Source organism: Methanobrevibacter millerae (genome assembly GCF_900103415.1).
In the GTDB taxonomy this organism is placed as follows: domain Archaea; phylum Methanobacteriota; class Methanobacteria; order Methanobacteriales; family Methanobacteriaceae; genus Methanocatella; species Methanocatella millerae.
On sequence record NZ_FMXB01000001.1, the window covers coordinates 69,899 to 85,085 of the forward strand.

16 protein-coding genes are annotated in these 15,187 nt (G+C 39.2%); 8 read left to right on the forward strand and 8 right to left on the reverse strand.

The window, feature by feature from the left end; all coding sequences use genetic code 11:
- Positions 1-20 precede the first annotated feature (20 nt).
- Positions 21-707: a hypothetical protein gene (locus tag F3G70_RS00315; RefSeq protein ID WP_149730722.1), complete on the forward strand. Its 687-nt coding sequence runs from the start codon at positions 21-23 to the stop codon at positions 705-707.
- Between the two features lie 28 nt (positions 708-735).
- Here F3G70_RS00315 and F3G70_RS00320 read toward each other — a convergent pair whose 3' ends face one another.
- Genes F3G70_RS00320 through F3G70_RS00330 form a run of 3 tightly spaced genes read right to left on the reverse strand, consistent with a single transcriptional unit; the run spans position 736 to position 3,046 of the window.
- The gene (locus tag F3G70_RS00320; RefSeq protein ID WP_149730723.1) at positions 736-1,092 is read right to left on the reverse strand and encodes a hypothetical protein; all 357 of its coding nucleotides are present in this window, start codon (positions 1,090-1,092) and stop codon (positions 736-738) included.
- Between the two features lie 15 nt (positions 1,093-1,107).
- The gene (locus tag F3G70_RS00325) at positions 1,108-1,665 is read right to left on the reverse strand and encodes a TIGR00296 family protein (protein ID WP_149730724.1); all 558 of its coding nucleotides are present in this window, start codon (positions 1,663-1,665) and stop codon (positions 1,108-1,110) included.
- A 10-nt stretch (positions 1,666-1,675) separates the two neighbouring features.
- On the reverse strand, positions 1,676-3,046 hold the full coding sequence (locus F3G70_RS00330) for a TldD/PmbA family protein (RefSeq protein ID WP_149730725.1): 1,371 nt from the start codon (positions 3,044-3,046) through the stop codon (positions 1,676-1,678).
- A gap of 113 nt (positions 3,047-3,159) precedes the next feature.
- Here F3G70_RS00330 and F3G70_RS00335 point away from each other — a divergent pair, with 113 nt between their 5' ends.
- A complete protein-coding gene (locus F3G70_RS00335; protein WP_149730726.1) occupies positions 3,160-4,362 on the forward strand; it encodes a GMC family oxidoreductase N-terminal domain-containing protein in 1,203 nt (400 codons plus the stop codon).
- A 7-nt stretch (positions 4,363-4,369) separates the two neighbouring features.
- On the opposite strand, the gene pyrI is transcribed toward F3G70_RS00335, so the two are convergent.
- From pyrI to hisA, 5 genes are read right to left on the reverse strand one after another with little or no spacing between them, the layout of a single operon-like run.
- On the reverse strand, positions 4,370-4,837 hold the full coding sequence (gene pyrI / locus F3G70_RS00340; protein WP_149730727.1) for an aspartate carbamoyltransferase regulatory subunit: 468 nt from the start codon (positions 4,835-4,837) through the stop codon (positions 4,370-4,372).
- Positions 4,838-5,335 (reverse strand): flavodoxin family protein, encoded by a 498-nt coding sequence (locus F3G70_RS00345; RefSeq protein WP_149730728.1) that lies wholly within the window; start codon positions 5,333-5,335, stop codon positions 4,838-4,840.
- Positions 5,336-5,359: 24 nt separating this feature from the next.
- Complete coding sequence (gene argC / locus F3G70_RS00350; protein ID WP_149730729.1) at positions 5,360-6,373, reverse strand: N-acetyl-gamma-glutamyl-phosphate reductase; 1,014 nt, start codon at positions 6,371-6,373, stop codon at positions 5,360-5,362.
- A 10-nt stretch (positions 6,374-6,383) separates the two neighbouring features.
- Positions 6,384-6,845, reverse strand: a complete 462-nt coding sequence (locus tag F3G70_RS00355) for an adenylyltransferase/cytidyltransferase family protein (RefSeq protein ID WP_149730730.1) — start codon at positions 6,843-6,845, stop codon at positions 6,384-6,386.
- Positions 6,846-6,852: 7 nt separating this feature from the next.
- Positions 6,853-7,590: a 1-(5-phosphoribosyl)-5-[(5-phosphoribosylamino)methylideneamino]imidazole-4-carboxamide isomerase gene (hisA, locus tag F3G70_RS00360; protein ID WP_149730731.1), complete on the reverse strand. Its 738-nt coding sequence runs from the start codon at positions 7,588-7,590 to the stop codon at positions 6,853-6,855.
- Positions 7,591-7,684: 94 nt separating this feature from the next.
- Between hisA and F3G70_RS00365 the strand changes: the two genes are divergently transcribed.
- From F3G70_RS00365 to F3G70_RS00390, 6 genes are all read left to right on the forward strand, one after another.
- Positions 7,685-8,626, forward strand: coding sequence for a helix-turn-helix domain-containing protein (locus tag F3G70_RS00365; RefSeq protein ID WP_149730732.1), 942 nt, complete (start codon positions 7,685-7,687; stop codon positions 8,624-8,626).
- Between the two features lie 240 nt (positions 8,627-8,866).
- Positions 8,867-10,657, forward strand: a complete 1,791-nt coding sequence (locus tag F3G70_RS00370; protein ID WP_149730733.1) for an ABC transporter ATP-binding protein — start codon at positions 8,867-8,869, stop codon at positions 10,655-10,657.
- Positions 10,657-12,402 carry an ABC transporter ATP-binding protein gene (locus F3G70_RS00375; protein WP_149730734.1) on the forward strand — a complete coding sequence of 582 codons (1,746 nt, stop codon included), beginning with the start codon at positions 10,657-10,659 and terminating at the stop codon, positions 12,400-12,402. The genes F3G70_RS00370 and F3G70_RS00375 overlap by 1 nt, the downstream gene beginning before the upstream one ends.
- A gap of 45 nt (positions 12,403-12,447) precedes the next feature.
- Positions 12,448-13,029 (forward strand): MptD family putative ECF transporter S component, encoded by a 582-nt coding sequence (locus F3G70_RS00380; protein ID WP_149730735.1) that lies wholly within the window; start codon positions 12,448-12,450, stop codon positions 13,027-13,029.
- A 10-nt stretch (positions 13,030-13,039) separates the two neighbouring features.
- Positions 13,040-13,747: an energy-coupling factor transporter transmembrane component T gene (locus F3G70_RS00385; protein WP_394349319.1), complete on the forward strand. Its 708-nt coding sequence runs from the start codon at positions 13,040-13,042 to the stop codon at positions 13,745-13,747.
- Positions 13,748-15,187 (forward strand): ABC transporter ATP-binding protein, encoded by a 1,440-nt coding sequence (locus F3G70_RS00390; protein WP_149730736.1) that lies wholly within the window; start codon positions 13,748-13,750, stop codon positions 15,185-15,187.

The following is a 15,187-nucleotide window of genomic DNA, read 5'->3' on the forward strand; positions in this document are numbered from 1 at the left end:
TCAAGCTCATATTCAACAACATGACGGACAGGTTTAAATTTGAAGATGGGGACTATGACTTCCCTTTCTATGATAAAAATCCTCACATTCCCAAATGGGGCTGGATTGTTTTATTCATTGCGGGTCTTATAGGATATATCTTTACTATCTCTTCAAAGATTCATTTTGCAATACTTGGATGTATAGTTTTGATTGTTCCCGTTTTGTATTTCTTGAAATGGGATTACAAGGCAATATTTAGAATGCCGTCTCTTAGAGATATCCTTCTTGCAGCAGCTCTTTTTGTCGGTTATATGTTATATGCATTCGTTATGGATATGATATTGGCCCAATTCGGAATAGTCAGCAGCGGAATCGTTGAAGAAAACTCAATTACAGTTATGAGTTTAATTCCTCCGATATTTTCAATAATGGGTGAGGAATTCGTTAAGTTCATTCCATTCATGTTTTTCTTGAGGGTTTTTTTCAAGTACTCAAATAACCGTAAACTGTCCGTAATCGCATCAGTTGCTTTGGTAATGATAATGTTTGCATCCATGCATGCATATAATCCTGTCATGTTCATATTTGCGCTTTTCATACAGGGATTGGGCTCAATATTTGAGTTTTTCGCATACGTTAAAACCAAAAACATTGTTGTTTCATACCTGACTCATTTATTCACTGATGAATTTATTTTTATTGTTTCATTGCTTGGAGTCGCCTAGGAATTTTATAATTAAGTCGGATGGCCAATTAACTCTGTGAATGTGTTAGTTTTTCAATATGCATTTTATTGCCGCATTCGTAGGCAAACTCTTCCTGGCCCAACAGCTCATTGTTTTTCCTAAACCATTCTTTGAATATGCTCTCAGGAAATTCATGTTTTTCAAGGAACTCACTTGATACGTAAAGCGTTATTGTTATTTCATCAAAGCATCTTGTTTTGTAGTAGCCTTTTACCATTGACATGTATAGGCTGTCGTATCCTTTTTCACTAAACTGCATTATTAATTCATCAATAATATCGTCCATATCCAGAGCTATCAATTCGTTATCAACGTATTTGTAAAGGGGAATGTGAAAAACGTATTTTTTGTCCAATTCCACCATTTAGTTTTCCCCTGATTATTTAAATATTTGTCCTTGGAATTTGTAGACATCACAGCTTTCATCCATCCAGCTGTCTGCGCTGATTCCTGCTTTCATGCAGGTGTGCTCTAAAAACTCCTCTACATTAAAGCCATTTTCCGGAGCCACTTGCGGAAGGAGCAGGCCTCTAGCATAGCCTTTTTGAATAATCAGGCCGTCTTCACCAATTATGATTTCATCAAAATACTGATTCGGATGGGCTACTTCAATTAATTCAGGCTGTGTCAGTACAGTCACTTCAAATTCAAGCTGATCGAACTCTTCCTTTTTAAGTTCAGGAAATCTTGGATCGTTGAATGCTGCTGAAATGGCCACATCAATCGTTGATTCGATTAAACTTTTAACAGGTTCCGGATATCCGATGCATCCTCTGAGCCTGTGCTTTTTGTTTAAAGTAACGAATACTCCCAGCTCTTCCATTAATTCAGCCGGACAGTCTTCAGGTATCAGCATTTTGCGGTTCTTTTCCAGATATGTTGAAATCGCTTCCTTTGCTACATTCAGTAAATATTGTCCGTTTTCTTCGCTTATCATAATTATCACCTTAATTGCTTCCGCCTACCATGGCATCAATAATTCTTGTGTGTGGTCCGCCGTCTCCAACAGGTGCGGTCTGACCGTCCTTTCCACAAAATCCAACGCTTAACTTGAAATCATTGCCTAAAGCATCTACATTGTTGAGAGTTTCAAGAATGTTTCCGGACAGTGACACGTCACGCAAAGGCGTTGAAAGCTCTCCGTTTTCAATTCTGAATCCTTCAGCGGCATTGAACTGGAAAATTCCCTTTCCGGTATCAACCTGTCCTCCTCTTGAACCTTTTAAGTATATTCCGTCCGGAATGTCTTCTATCAGTTCTTCAAAGCTCATGTCTCCCGGCTGCATGTACGTATTACTCATTCTTACGATTGGAGCATCGCTTATTATTGATCTTGCATTTCCGGAGGATTTCATGTTTAGTTTGGATGCGGTTTCTCTTGAAGATAATAGGGAAACCAGTTTTCCGTCCTTCACTAGCTGATTGGCTTTTGTCTTGATACCTTCAACGTCATATGGATAGTATCCGAATCCGTCTTTTATCGTTGCATCATCGAAGATATTGACTATGTCTGAAGCGATTTTAGTATTCAGTTTGTCTTTTAGAATGGAATCGTTTTGAAGTATCAAATCGGCTTCGGTTGCATGGCCCAGGGCTTCATGAACCATCACGCCCGTTAATTCAGGGTCAGCTATTATCTTGAATTTGCCTGATGGAGCGCTTTCGGCCTTAAGCAGTCTTGTTGCCTTTTCACCGATTTTCCTTCCGAATTCTTCAATGTCCCTATCGGCTATCACTTCAAATCCTTTTACTCCACCCATGCTTCCGTGTCCGAACTGTATTATTTGACCGTCGGTTGCCGTAGCGTTAAGCGCCATCCTTACACGGCTTGTATTAATCTCGATTTGTGAGCCTTCGCTGTTTAAAAACACCTCTTTGCTTTCGATGTCTCCATAACCTACGGTGGTGCTGTTAACCTCTTCAAGCGTTGCACTTTCGCTTGCCTCTTTCATTATGGCCTGCTTTTCTTCAACTGATATGTCACCGAAAGGTATTCTGACGTCAGTTGCCACCTTGTCCTTTATTATTTCGCTTTCGGCCAGTTCAACGTCTCCTTTCAGGGAGTTTGAAAGCTTCAATGCGGTTTCGGTAATCTCATCAAACTTGGAAATGTCCGTTGTGTAGGCAAATCCCCAGGCTCCATTATTCAATACTCTGATTCTGGCGGATACACTCATTCCGGTATTGATTTCATCAATTTCTCCGTCTTTCATTAAAATTGATGTAGTGTTTCCTTTTCCGGCTCTTATATCGATATAATCGACTTTAGGAATTGTTTTTTCTATAACATTTTCAAATAAGCTAATGTATTCTTCCATTCTAATCGCTCCAAAAGCTAATCATTTAATAGTTTGAATTTCATAATACTTTAATATTTATAGTAGTTTATGTAAATATAACAATTGACATATTTTAATTCGGTGATTTATAAATGATAGTTATTGTTGGTACGGGCGCTGGTGGGGGAATAATCGCCCGTGAATTGGCAAAGGACAATATTCCCGTAACGATTATAGAAAAAGGTCCTTATATTCATTCAAAGGACGCATTCAACTATTATGATGCATACAGCGATGAAGTGGATTTGCTGACTACGACATGCATAGGCGGAGCCACAATCGTTTCAATGTCAAACATGGTGCGCGCCCTGGATGAGGAATTGCATGAATACGGAATTGACATATCCGAAGAGTATGATTACGTTGAAGATTTAATTAATGTTCATCAGCTTGATGATTCACATATCGGAAGAGGAACTCAGCTATTTCTGGATGCCGGGCATAAACTGGGCTTGAAAACCATGAAAATGCCTAAAGGCATTCGTGAAAGCGACTGCATACAGTGCGGAAACTGCGCATTTGGATGTCCCGTTGACGCAAAGTGGTCCGGAAAGGACTTCGTCGATGAGGCCGTTGAATGCGGTGCCATATTGATAAGTGAAGCGGAAGTAACTGAAGTATTTTCCGAAGATTCAAAAGTCAAGGGAGTCAAATACGTAAAGGACAGTTCAGAAGAGACATTATTGGCCGATACCGTCGTATTGTCTGCAGGCGCAATAGGCTCCACATTAATTTTAAGGAAGTCCGGAATCGATGCCGGCAGGGAAATATTCTTTGATCCTTTCGTATCAGTTGGAGGATACCTTAAAGACATAAAATTCAACACTGAAGTTCAGATGGCAGGTTTGGTAATTGGCAAGAACTTCGTTTTATCCCCACACTTTTCATCATTCATCAAAGGAAACATCGACATTGAAAAAGTTGACGATAAGGATATACTGAGCATAATGGTCAAGACTTCAGATGAGGCCAAGGGATACGTTACCGATGACGGCGATGTTGTCAAAATCAACACGATTCAGGACATCAGGTATCTGGCCGAAGGGGTTGCCACCGCAGGATTTATTCTATGTGAAGCGGGCGTTGATCCAAGTACAATAGGCTCAACCGTTTACAGGGGTGCACATCCTGGCGGAACGGCACCGATTGGAAAAGTCGTTGACAGCAATCAGGAAACCGAGATTAAAGGATTGTTTGTAAGTGACGCAAGTGTCCTTCCCGTTTCTCCAGGAAAGCCTCCTATATTGACAATTCTTGCTCTTTCAAAAAGGTTGGCTGATTATCTAAAAAAATAAGTGAAGATTATTCGAATTGTTTTTCGATATCTTCATGTTTTATTAATTTTTCACAGTAATGGCATCTTAGAACCGGCGGCTGAGTTTCAATAACATGGAATTTTGAAGTTATAGGTTCGTTTTCGTAATTTGTAATGCATTTGCTGTTTGTGCATTTGATAATTGAGGTAATTTTCTCAGGAAGTATTATCTTGTCTTTTTTTGCAACTTCATAATCCCTTATAATGTTGATTGTAGCTTCGGGGGCAATTAATGCAATCTGGTTTAGCTCTTCATGGTCAATTTCTCTGTTTTCAATTTTAACGATGTCCTTTCTTTCAGTTTGGCTGGAAGAAACGTTCATAGCAACAGTCACGTTAATTGTATCTTCATCGGGGAGTCCTAGAATCTTAAGGATATGAAGAGACTTGTTTGCGGTAATGTGGTCTATAACGGTACCGTTTTCAATTGCTTTAATTTTTAATTCTGATTTCATTTAAATCCCACCGTACATTTTTAAATCCAGCATCTGAATAAGGCTTTCAGTATCTGTAATTATGTCTTCAGGAATTTTGTCCTTGGTCTGCAGGTGAAAGCTTTTGATTACCCTTCCTCCACGCATTCCGATCTTTTCTTCCATCCTGTCAAGTGTGGATTCGCCGTCGCTGTTGCTTGTTGTGGTAAATAGGATAACATCCTTTCCTGCCCAGTTGCATCTGTCAATAATGGTAATTATGGCCGGAGCCGCATTGTTTGCCCATGTCGGTGTTCCGATATAAATCAAATCGTAACCGGATAAATCCAATTTTGCAGGTGAAATCTCAGTTTTGGATTCCCTGAATGCATCTATGGAAGATAGGAATCTGTTTGCAAGACCGCTTCTCTTTTTCATGTCCTTGATTTCTATAATGTCTGCCTTCAAGTGCATTGAAAGGGTTCGAGCCATTACTCTTGTGCTTCCGCCGCTTGAATAGTATATTATTAACGTTTTCATTTTTTCTCCCCCTTCTTTAAAATGTTAAGGATGAAGTCCGAAGTGCGTTAAGCCTGCGGTTTCATCAATTCCAAGTAATATGTTCATGTTCTGGATAGCCTGACCGGATGCCCCCTTAACAAGGTTGTCGATTGCTGAAAGCATTACGGCCCTTCCGGTTTCGTCAATTTCAAATCCTCCGATATGAACAAAGTTGGATCCTCTAACTGAGCTTAGATGAGGAATTTCTCCTTCATCCATTAATTTGATGAAATATTCGCCTTTATATTCTTTTTCATAAGCTTGCCTTAATTCATCAACTGTAATGTCCTTAATCAGGAAGCTGTGGCTTGTAGTCTGGATTCCTCTGATGACCGGAACCAAGTGTGGCGTAAATGATACTTTAACGTCGTCAAAGCCATGGAGTTCCTGTTGGATTTCGGACATGTGTCTGTGGGAACTAATTTTATATGGATTAACGTTATCTGCAATGTTCGGGTAATGTGTGGTTGAGCTCGGATTAACTCCAGCACCGCTTACTCCGGTTTTTGAATCAATAATGATTCTGTCAACAAAATCGTTTTTTACCAGTGGGTAGGATGACAGGATTGCTCCTGTTGGAAAACATCCAGGATTTGCAACTAAATCAGCTTTTTTGATTTCATCTCTGTAAAGCTCAGGAAGCCCGAATGCTCCTTTGTTTTCCTTGTCAGTGTGTTCCATTCCATACCATTTCTCATAAACTGCAGTATCCCTATACCTGTAGTCTCCGCTTAAGTCAACCACTTTAGCGCCAGTATCGAGAATCTTCGGCACAATCTTCATTGATGCTCCGTGAGGAGTTGCAGTAAAGACAACGTCCGCATCCAATTCGTCCGGAGCCTTGTTTTTGAAAACCAGGCCGGAATCCCTGATGTGGGGATGAATTTTGTGCGCAGGAGTGCCGTCGTACTGTCTGGATGTGATGTCTGTCACTTCGACTTCAGGATGGTTTAAAAGCATCCTTAAAAGTTCTCCGCCCGTATATCCGCTTGCTCCAATTATTGCTACTTTATACATATTTTCCCTCTTAATCACAATTGTCTAGTATTTTTCCTTCAAAGTCAGTCGTTTTAATCTTTTTGATAATCTTGCAGCTGCTGTCCAGTTCATCCTGATGATAAACACTTACCCTTTGGACACGTGCCTTGAGACCTCTTTTGTCTATTTCATTTTGCAGTTTTTCAACGTTATGTGTCTGGTCAGGTCCGATAGCTATAATGTCAGGGTCAATCTCTTCAACGATTTTGAAAATGTCCCCGTTTTCATTGCCCAGATAAGCTTCATCAACTGGCTTCAGCATTTTAATCAATTCCAAACGCTGGTTTTCACCAACAATCGGGACTCTTTTTCTTTTTTCAACTGTGGAATCCCTTGCAACTACTACATATAGCTTGGATTTGTATCCTCCAAGGTTTTTTGCTTCCTGCAGGTAAATTCCATGTCCCGGATGCAATAAGTCAAATGTTCCACTTGCCATTACTTTCTTCATTATTTCACTACCTTTTCTGGTATTTCAATGCTTCCTTTAAATCAATTTTATTCTTATAAAGTGCAGAACCGATTACTACTCCTTCCACACCGGTTTCATTAAGCTTTTTGATGTCATCTATCGTCGTAATTCCTCCGGAATAGACGATAGGCAAGTCAACTGAATTTTTAAGCTCGATTACCGGATCGGTATAGAATCCTCCCATTAGTCCTTCAACGTCGACATTGGTAAAGAGTATGCTTCCCGCTCCGTGCTCTTTGAATTCATTTGACAGTTCTGATGGGGTCTTGTCTACCTTTTCCTGCCATCCCTTGATTACAACCTTATTGTCTTTGCTGTCAAGGGATATCATAATTCTCTCTGAGCCGTATTCGTCGGCCAGCTGAGTAATGCTTTGGGGGTTTTGAATTCCCATGGTTCCGATAATCAGCCTTTCGATATCCAAATCCAACAATTCCTGTGCGTATTCAATGCTTCTTATTCCTCCGCCCAGCTGGATTGGAACGGAGACTTCATTAACTATCTTTTTGATTACTCCAAGGCTCGTCTTGCCGTCAATGGTGCCGTCAAGGTCAATAACGTGGATGTTTTTGGCCCCTTCGTTTTCCCAATGAAGGGCAACGTTTTCTGGATTTTCAATTTCAACCATTTCACTTCCAGGTTTGCCCTGAACGAGCTGCACGCACTTTCCGTTTTTGATATCTACCGCAGGCATTATCAGCATTTCATCTTTATTGAATGACATTTGTACCCCATAATATTTTATTATAATAATACTATGTTTCTGAAATGTTTTATAGTTATCATTTTATATTGATGTTTTTACAATATAGTAATCGATGAATGAAAATTTCTATGAAATGATGAACGAAACCTTTAAGGATGCGGATTTTACCCAAAAGGACGGGATAATATTTCTTGACTTTCATGAAGGGGGAAAGATTGAAATGCACAGCATCTTTCCGGGCATTATCCTGGCTTTCATTGACATCCGACTCAACAAGTCAAGTGACCTGTTCATCGAGGACGCTCCCATCAAAAGCAGGCTTCTTGAAATCAACCACTGCATTGACGGAAGATACGCCTATCAGGTAAAGGACGATAAATTAATCTATTTTGGAAAGGGAGATTTGTGCATAAGCATTTACGATTTGACAAAATCCGTTTCGGACTTTCCCGCAGGATACTACAGGGGCCTTGAGTTCTTCATAGACGTTGACGTTTCAAACGACTATATCACTGAATTCCTGCCGGACTTCAATCTGGCCGATTATTACGAAGACCTTGAAAATAATGCCGGTTATTTGCTGGTGAGGGCAAATGAGAAAATCGATCATGTTATCGGTGAGCTCTACGGCGTTGATGAAAGGATTCAGGAATCATATTTCAAGCTTAAAACCCTTGAACTGTTACTCTTTTTCAGCATTACTCATTTCAGCGAAAGTTCCCACAAATCCCTTTCGATAAATCAGGCAAAGATTGTTGAAAACGTCTACAATGACTTAACGAGAGATTTAGAAAAGGCAATAACCATCGACGAGCTGGCAGATAAGTACGGCATAAGCAAAACTGCTTTAAAGAACTGCTTTAAGGAAGTCTACGGCAAGCCGATTTTCAAGTGGCGAAAGGAATACAAGCTTGAATATGCCTGCAGATTAATCAATGATGACGAATACAGCATTTCGGAAATTTCAAGGATGGTTGGCTACTCATCACCTTCAAAGTTCGCCCAGGCCTTCAAGGAATATGTCGGCTGCACCCCGTCAGAGTACAGGAAATAGATTTTGTCTTTTTGGTATAGTTTTTGACTTTTTAGTTCAATTATATTTATATACTAATTTTAATTAATATTTTAATTGAATTAGGTTTATTTACTATTTTATTTTTAATTCTAATTTAAAATCGTGTTTTAATGATATTTTTAAGGATTATTGGTGGTTGTCTTTTTAGACCATTTAAAATTTTTAGGTAAACCTAAATTACTTTATCAATTTCTTAAAATAAAATTAAGGAGTTTTCAAATGTCAGAAACTAAAAATAAAAATAAATTCATACGATTATTAAGTTATTCTGGAAATTATAAATATTTAACAATATTGGGCTGCATATTGTCTGCATTAAGTGCAATATGTCTGTTAATTCCATTCATTTACATATGGGAAGTGGTAAATGCACTTCTCCAGGTAGCTCCGGATTTTGCCAAGGCGCAGAATCTGGAAAGCTATGCATTCAGCGCATTTTTCTATGCGGTACTGGGTATTGCCCTGAACTTTTTCGGTTTGATGGGCACTCATCTATCCGCATTTAAAAATGAAAAGAACATGAAGGATGCCGCAATGAATCATCTGTTGACATTGCCTTTAGGCTATTTTTCAACACACACCAGCGGAGGATTGAGAAAAGTGATAGATTTCAGTACGGCAAAGACCGAAGGCTTTTTGGCCCACAACCTCTTTGATTTGGTCGGAGCAATCGTCACTCCGATAGTATTTTTGATATTGCTTTTCAGCTTTGATTTGATACTTGGGCTTGTATGTCTCATTCCAATCATACTGTGCTTTATTTTCATGTATCCGATGTTTTCCAAGGAATCACAAAACATCATGGTTCAGTATCAGGAATACCTTGAGAAAATGAACGGGGAAGCCGTTGAGTACGTAAGGGGAATCCCGGTTACAAAGGCTTTTCAGCAAAGTGTCTATTCATTCAAGAATTTCATTAAGGCAATTAAAAACTATGGAAAATTCTCTTCAGAGTATTCCTTATCAACACAGCTTCCTATGACATCATTTGTCGTATCAATCAACGGTTTCTTCGCCCTTTTAATACCTGCGGGAATACTGCTTGCCGGTGCAGTAGTTGACGTTAAGTTTTTCGCCAACTTCATGTTTTACGTGATTTTCACTCCGCTGTGTGCCGTTATGATGAACAAAATCATGACAGTTTCACAGGACTGGATGCTTGCAAGCTATGCTCTTGATGGTATTGAAGCTATTTTAAACGAAAAGCCTCTGGTTGAAGCTGCAAATCCTCAAAAGCCTAAAAACCATTCAATCGAGTTTGAAGGAGTGTTCTTTGACTATGAAGACACGGACTCAGATGAACACATATTGAATGACGTTAACTTAAAGATTAATGAAAACGATTCCGTTGCACTGGTCGGACCTTCAGGCGGAGGAAAAACCACAATAGCTTCACTGATTCCAAGATTCTGGGATGTGGGTGAAGGTTCAATTAAAATAGGTGATGTTGATGTAAGGGATATCTCAACCGAAGAATTGATGGAAAACATATCTTTTGTATTCCAGAATACGACATTATTCAAGGATTCAATTTACAATAATGTTGCAATCGGACGAAAAGGAGCCTCAAGGGAAGAAGTTAGAGAAGCGCTCAGCTTAGCACAGTGTGATGACATCATCGACGAATTGCCGCAGGGCATCGACACTGTTATCGGAACGGAAGGAACCTATCTTTCAGGAGGTCAGCAGCAAAGAATCGCCCTTGCAAGAGCAATACTTAAGGACGCTCCGATAATTATCCTGGATGAGGCCACTGCACTGGCAGATCCTGAAAATGAATACATGATTCAAAAGGCAATTTCTGAAATTACAAAAGATAAAACAGTTATAATGATTGCCCACAGGCTCTCTACAGTCAAAAACGTCGATAAGATTTACGTGATTGAAAAGGGAAGAATCGTAGAAGAGGGAAATCACGATTCACTTGTTGAAAATGAAGGACTCTATTCAAGGATGTGGGACGAATTCAATCAATCCATTCAATGGAAAGTTAAAAGCGAGGTGATATAATGATTTCAGAGTATTTTATGGAAAGATTCGGACTTACAAAGGACGGTGCCGACAATCTCATTAAGGGAATCCTTTACACGGCACTTCAAAACATTTCCTTCATGCTTCCTGTAGGTTTGTACGCGCTGCTCATATACATGTGGATCAGCCCCCTTATGGGCGGTGAAATAATCGATTCCAACTTGGGAATGTTCATTGTAGCCATTCTAATCATATTGGGAATAATATTCGCATTCTCATGGAAACAGTACCATTTTGTCTTCAACACGACTTACGTTGAAAGCGAAAACAGAAGGATAAACCTCGGTGAAAACTTAAGGAAACTACCCCTTTCATTTTTCGAAAGAAGAGACCTTGCCGATTTGACTGCAACAATAATGAATGACTGCACAGATTTGGAGCACGTATTCTCACATGCGATTCCTCAGCTTTTAGGTTCAATCCTGTCACTGATTTTGGTGGCTATAGGAATGTTCGCATTTGACTGGAGACTTGCAATCGCCCTTCTATGGGTGGTTCCTGTAGCATTCATAATACTTTACGTTTCAAAAAAAATGATTTATAAGGGTAGTGAAATCGTAACGGCCGATTTGCTTGAATGTGGAGACTCAATGCAGGAATGTATAGAATCCATAAGGGATTTAAAATCATACAATTATCAGAATGAATATTTGTCCAAACTGACTGGCATTACAAGTAAAATCGAAAGGTCAAGAATCAAATCAGAACTGATGGCCTCTGCAGGAGTAATTACCGGAAGGGTTGTCCTGAATCTAGGAATAGTTTCAGTAATACTTCTCGGCTCATACCTGATTATGAACGGCCAGGTATCAATTTACACTCTTTTGATATTCCTAATAGCTTCAGCAACCGTTTACGCTCCGGTTGAAAACGGACTGACATTTTTGGCTGAGATTCTGATGATGGACATTAAAATCGAAAGGACAAAGGAAATCGAAGAGCTTGTCATTGAAGGAGGACTCAAGGAATATTCCCTTGACAACTATGACATTGAGTTCAAGGATGTCAACTTCAATTATGACGATTTAAAAGATGTTTTATCCAACATTAATTTCACAGCCAAACAGGGGGAGGTTACAGCGCTTGTTGGACCTTCCGGCGGAGGAAAAAGTACCGTTTCAAAGCTTGCGGCAAGATTCTGGGATCCAGTTTCCGGTAAGGTAATTCTTGGAGGCCAAGACTTATCTGATTTGGATTCAGAAAAGCTTTTGGAAAACTTTTCAATCGTTTTCCAGAACGTCATTTTATTCAATGAGTCAATCATGGAAAACATCCGTGTCGGCAAAAAGGATGCAACAGATGAAGAGGTTATGGAAGCCGCAAGGCTTGCCGAATGCGATGAATTCGTTCAAAAACTTCCTGAAGGATACGATACTGTCATCGGGGAAAATGGTGAGCTGTTATCTGGCGGTCAAAGGCAGAGGATTTCAATTGCAAGAGCACTTCTAAAGGATGCAAATGTTATTCTTCTGGATGAGGCAACATCCTTCTTGGACGTTGAAAACGAATCCAAAATCCAGAAAGCTCTCTCTGCACTGATTAAAAACAAGACCGTAATCATTATTGCGCACAGGATGCGTACAATAGCTAATGCGGATAAAATCGTAGTCTTAGATGATGGTAGAATCGTTGAGCAAGGTTCACCTGATGAGTTAATTGCTCAAGACGGCCTTTTCAAGAAAATGGTCGATTTGCAAAATTTAAGTGGAGCGTGGGAAATTTAAAATTCCCATTTTTTATTAAATCAAAAAAACTAGGAGAAAATATACATGAGTGAAAGATTGAATGTAAAAGACTTGATTACTGTCGGTATCTTCGCAGTAATACTTATAGTTATGATTTTTGCCTTCGGAATGCTGGGCTATGTCCCGATTCTGATGCTGGCGCTGCCGATTATTGCGGCACTGATTTGTGGAATTCCGTACATGCTATTTTTAACGAGAGTTTCCAAATTCGGAATGGTGACTCTGCTCGGTCTGATTCTGGGTATTGTAATGTTTCTCTCAGGCCATACCTGGGTTCCGATAGTCACGTTCACGCTCTTTGCATTAATTGCCGATATCATCCTTAAAATGGGAAATTATTCATCAATGAAAAACTCCATAATAAGCCATGGATTTTTCATTTTGGGAATAATGGGTAATATGCTGCCGTTTTTCATTTTAAGGGATTATTTCGTAGAGGCAATGCGCACATCAATGGGAAACGATTACGTCAATACAATATTGCCGTTTCTGGAGTACAATACGTTAATCGTACTGTTTATATTAACGTTCATCTGCGGAATAATAAGTGCATATATAGGCAAGCTCGTATTGAAAAAGCATTTTGAAAGAGCAGGTATAGCATAAGGTGATTTCCTTGGAATTAAAACTGAATCTGGATCCGAGAACGAAAATTATAGTCCTCATTATAATAAGTTTTATGGTATTCAATGACGTACCGTTATATGTCAGCGGAATCCTGGTTTTAATTCCATTTTTTTGTTTATTCTTTTCGGATTACCGAAAGATAGCAGTAATCTACATTGTCCTCTATCTGCTGGCCAGATATATTCAGGTTTACATTCTCCCAACCGCTACAGGCATTTTGGCTATAATCCTGATAACTTTCAGTTATACGGCATGCAGGATGCTTCCTATTCTTCTGATGGGAACGTATACTGTATTGACAACCAAGGTCAGCGAATTCATTGCGTCAATGGAGAAAAGCAAGGTTCCAAAAGACATTATAATACCTATTTCAGTTGTTTTCAGATATATTCCATCAGTCTATGAGGAAATAAGGTCAATAACCAACGCAATGAAAATGAGGGGTTTTGGCCTTAATCTGAAATCACTGAAATCTCCGTTAAAGCTGATTGAGTTTTACATGATTCCAATATTAATCAGTGCGGTCAAGACAAGTGATGAATTGTCCATCGCTTCACTGACCAGGGGACTCAGCAATCCTAAAAGGAGGACACATCTCGCTCAGGTCAACTTCAAGGCCTTTGATTACGTGTTCATTCTCCTTTCTTTAACGGGATTATTGATTTACGTTTATTTTTTATTTGGTAAGGTGTTTTAATTGATTGACATTGACAACATTTCATTTTCATATAAAAATGCAGACAGGATGAGCCTGGAAGGCATTAATCTGGATATAAATCCTGGCGAAGTCATTTTGCTGTGCGGACAGTCCGGCTGCGGAAAGACAACGTTAACGAGGTTTTTAAACGGACTCATTCCCAATTTCTTTGAAGGAAAAAGGGATGGAAACGTCTATCTGAATAAAAAGTTAATTGGTGAAATGCCGATTTATGAAATATCCGAGCATATGGGTTCCGTTTTTCAAAATCCTAAAACTCAATTCTTTAATGTGGATACGACAAGCGAAATCGTTTTCGGCTGTGAAAACCTGTCAATGTCTGAAGATGAAATAGAAAAGAGGCTTCAAAGGGTTGTTGACGATTTTGATTTGAATCATCTTCTTGACAAAAGCATTTTCAAGCTTTCAGGCGGTGAAAAGCAGAAAATTGCATGCGCTTCAGTATCTGCGGTCAATCCAGAAATATTCGTTCTGGACGAACCGTCCTCAAATCTGGATTCACAGTCCAGCTGGAATCTGGAAGATATAATCAGAAAATGGAAATCACAGAAAAAGACAGTAATAATAGGTGAGCATAAACTCTTCTTTTTGGAAAACGTTGTCGATAAGGTAGTATATTTGAATAATGGTAAAATCGAAAATGTATGGTCCATTTCAGAGTTTAAAAAGGTAAATCACAGGAATTTGGGCTTGAGGCAGCTGGATTTGAATAATCTGGCTGCAAAAAGAAGGGAATACTACTCAGCCAATAATGAATTTATGGAATTGAGAAATTTCAAATTCAACTATGGAAAAACTCCGATTCTAGATATTGATAACGTTAAAATCCCTAAAAACGAGATAATAGCCATTATAGGAAAGAATGGTGCAGGCAAATCAACGTTCGCAAATTGCCTCTGCGGCCTTAAAAGATCATGCAAGGGAGAAATCGTTTTCGAAAACAAAACTTTGAAAAGAAAGGACAGATTGAAAAAGAGCTACATGGTAATGCAGGACGTTAACCACCAGCTCTTTTCGGAAAGCGTCATGGACGAAGTGCTCTTGAGCATGAATGAAGAAGACGAAAAAGAAGCCGAATCCATTTTAAAAAATTTAAACTTAATTCATTTAAAGGACACTCACCCAATGGCATTGTCCGGCGGAGAAAAGCAAAGGGTCGCAATAGCTTCAGCCATCGCATCCAAAAATGAGATACTGATTTTCGACGAGCCTACAAGCGGGCTTGACTTGAACAACATGATGAAGGTCAGCGAGAACCTGATTTATCTTCAAAGTCTTGGCATCACTTCATTTATCATTACCCATGACTTTGAACTGATAATGGAAGCCTGTTCTCACGTTCTGCACTTCGAGAACGGCAAAATAATTGATAACTATCAAATTAATGAAGAGAAATTAAGGAAATTTTTCTTAAAATAA

Coding starts and splice junctions, on each gene's coding strand:
- F3G70_RS00370 (WP_149730733.1), top strand. CDS start 8,867: ATGTCAGAAACTAAAAATAAAAATAAATTCATACGATTATTAAGTTAT.
- F3G70_RS00345 (WP_149730728.1), bottom strand. CDS start 5,335: ATGAAAACGTTAATAATATACTATTCAAGCGGCGGAAGCACAAGAGTA.
- F3G70_RS00365 (WP_149730732.1), top strand. CDS start 7,685: ATGAATGAAAATTTCTATGAAATGATGAACGAAACCTTTAAGGATGCG.
- F3G70_RS00315 (WP_149730722.1), top strand. CDS start 21: ATGACGGACAGGTTTAAATTTGAAGATGGGGACTATGACTTCCCTTTC.
- F3G70_RS00325 (WP_149730724.1), bottom strand. CDS start 1,665: ATGATAAGCGAAGAAAACGGACAATATTTACTGAATGTAGCAAAGGAA.
- F3G70_RS00380 (WP_149730735.1), top strand. CDS start 12,448: ATGAGTGAAAGATTGAATGTAAAAGACTTGATTACTGTCGGTATCTTC.
- F3G70_RS00335 (WP_149730726.1), top strand. CDS start 3,160: ATGATAGTTATTGTTGGTACGGGCGCTGGTGGGGGAATAATCGCCCGT.
- hisA (WP_149730731.1), bottom strand. CDS start 7,590: ATGTCATTCAATAAAGATGAAATGCTGATAATGCCTGCGGTAGATATC.
- F3G70_RS00355 (WP_149730730.1), bottom strand. CDS start 6,845: ATGAAGAAAGTAATGGCAAGTGGAACATTTGACTTATTGCATCCGGGA.
- F3G70_RS00320 (WP_149730723.1), bottom strand. CDS start 1,092: ATGGTGGAATTGGACAAAAAATACGTTTTTCACATTCCCCTTTACAAA.
- pyrI (WP_149730727.1), bottom strand. CDS start 4,837: ATGAAATCAGAATTAAAAATTAAAGCAATTGAAAACGGTACCGTTATA.
- argC (WP_149730729.1), bottom strand. CDS start 6,373: ATGTATAAAGTAGCAATAATTGGAGCAAGCGGATATACGGGCGGAGAA.
- F3G70_RS00375 (WP_149730734.1), top strand. CDS start 10,657: ATGATTTCAGAGTATTTTATGGAAAGATTCGGACTTACAAAGGACGGT.
- F3G70_RS00330 (WP_149730725.1), bottom strand. CDS start 3,046: ATGGAAGAATACATTAGCTTATTTGAAAATGTTATAGAAAAAACAATT.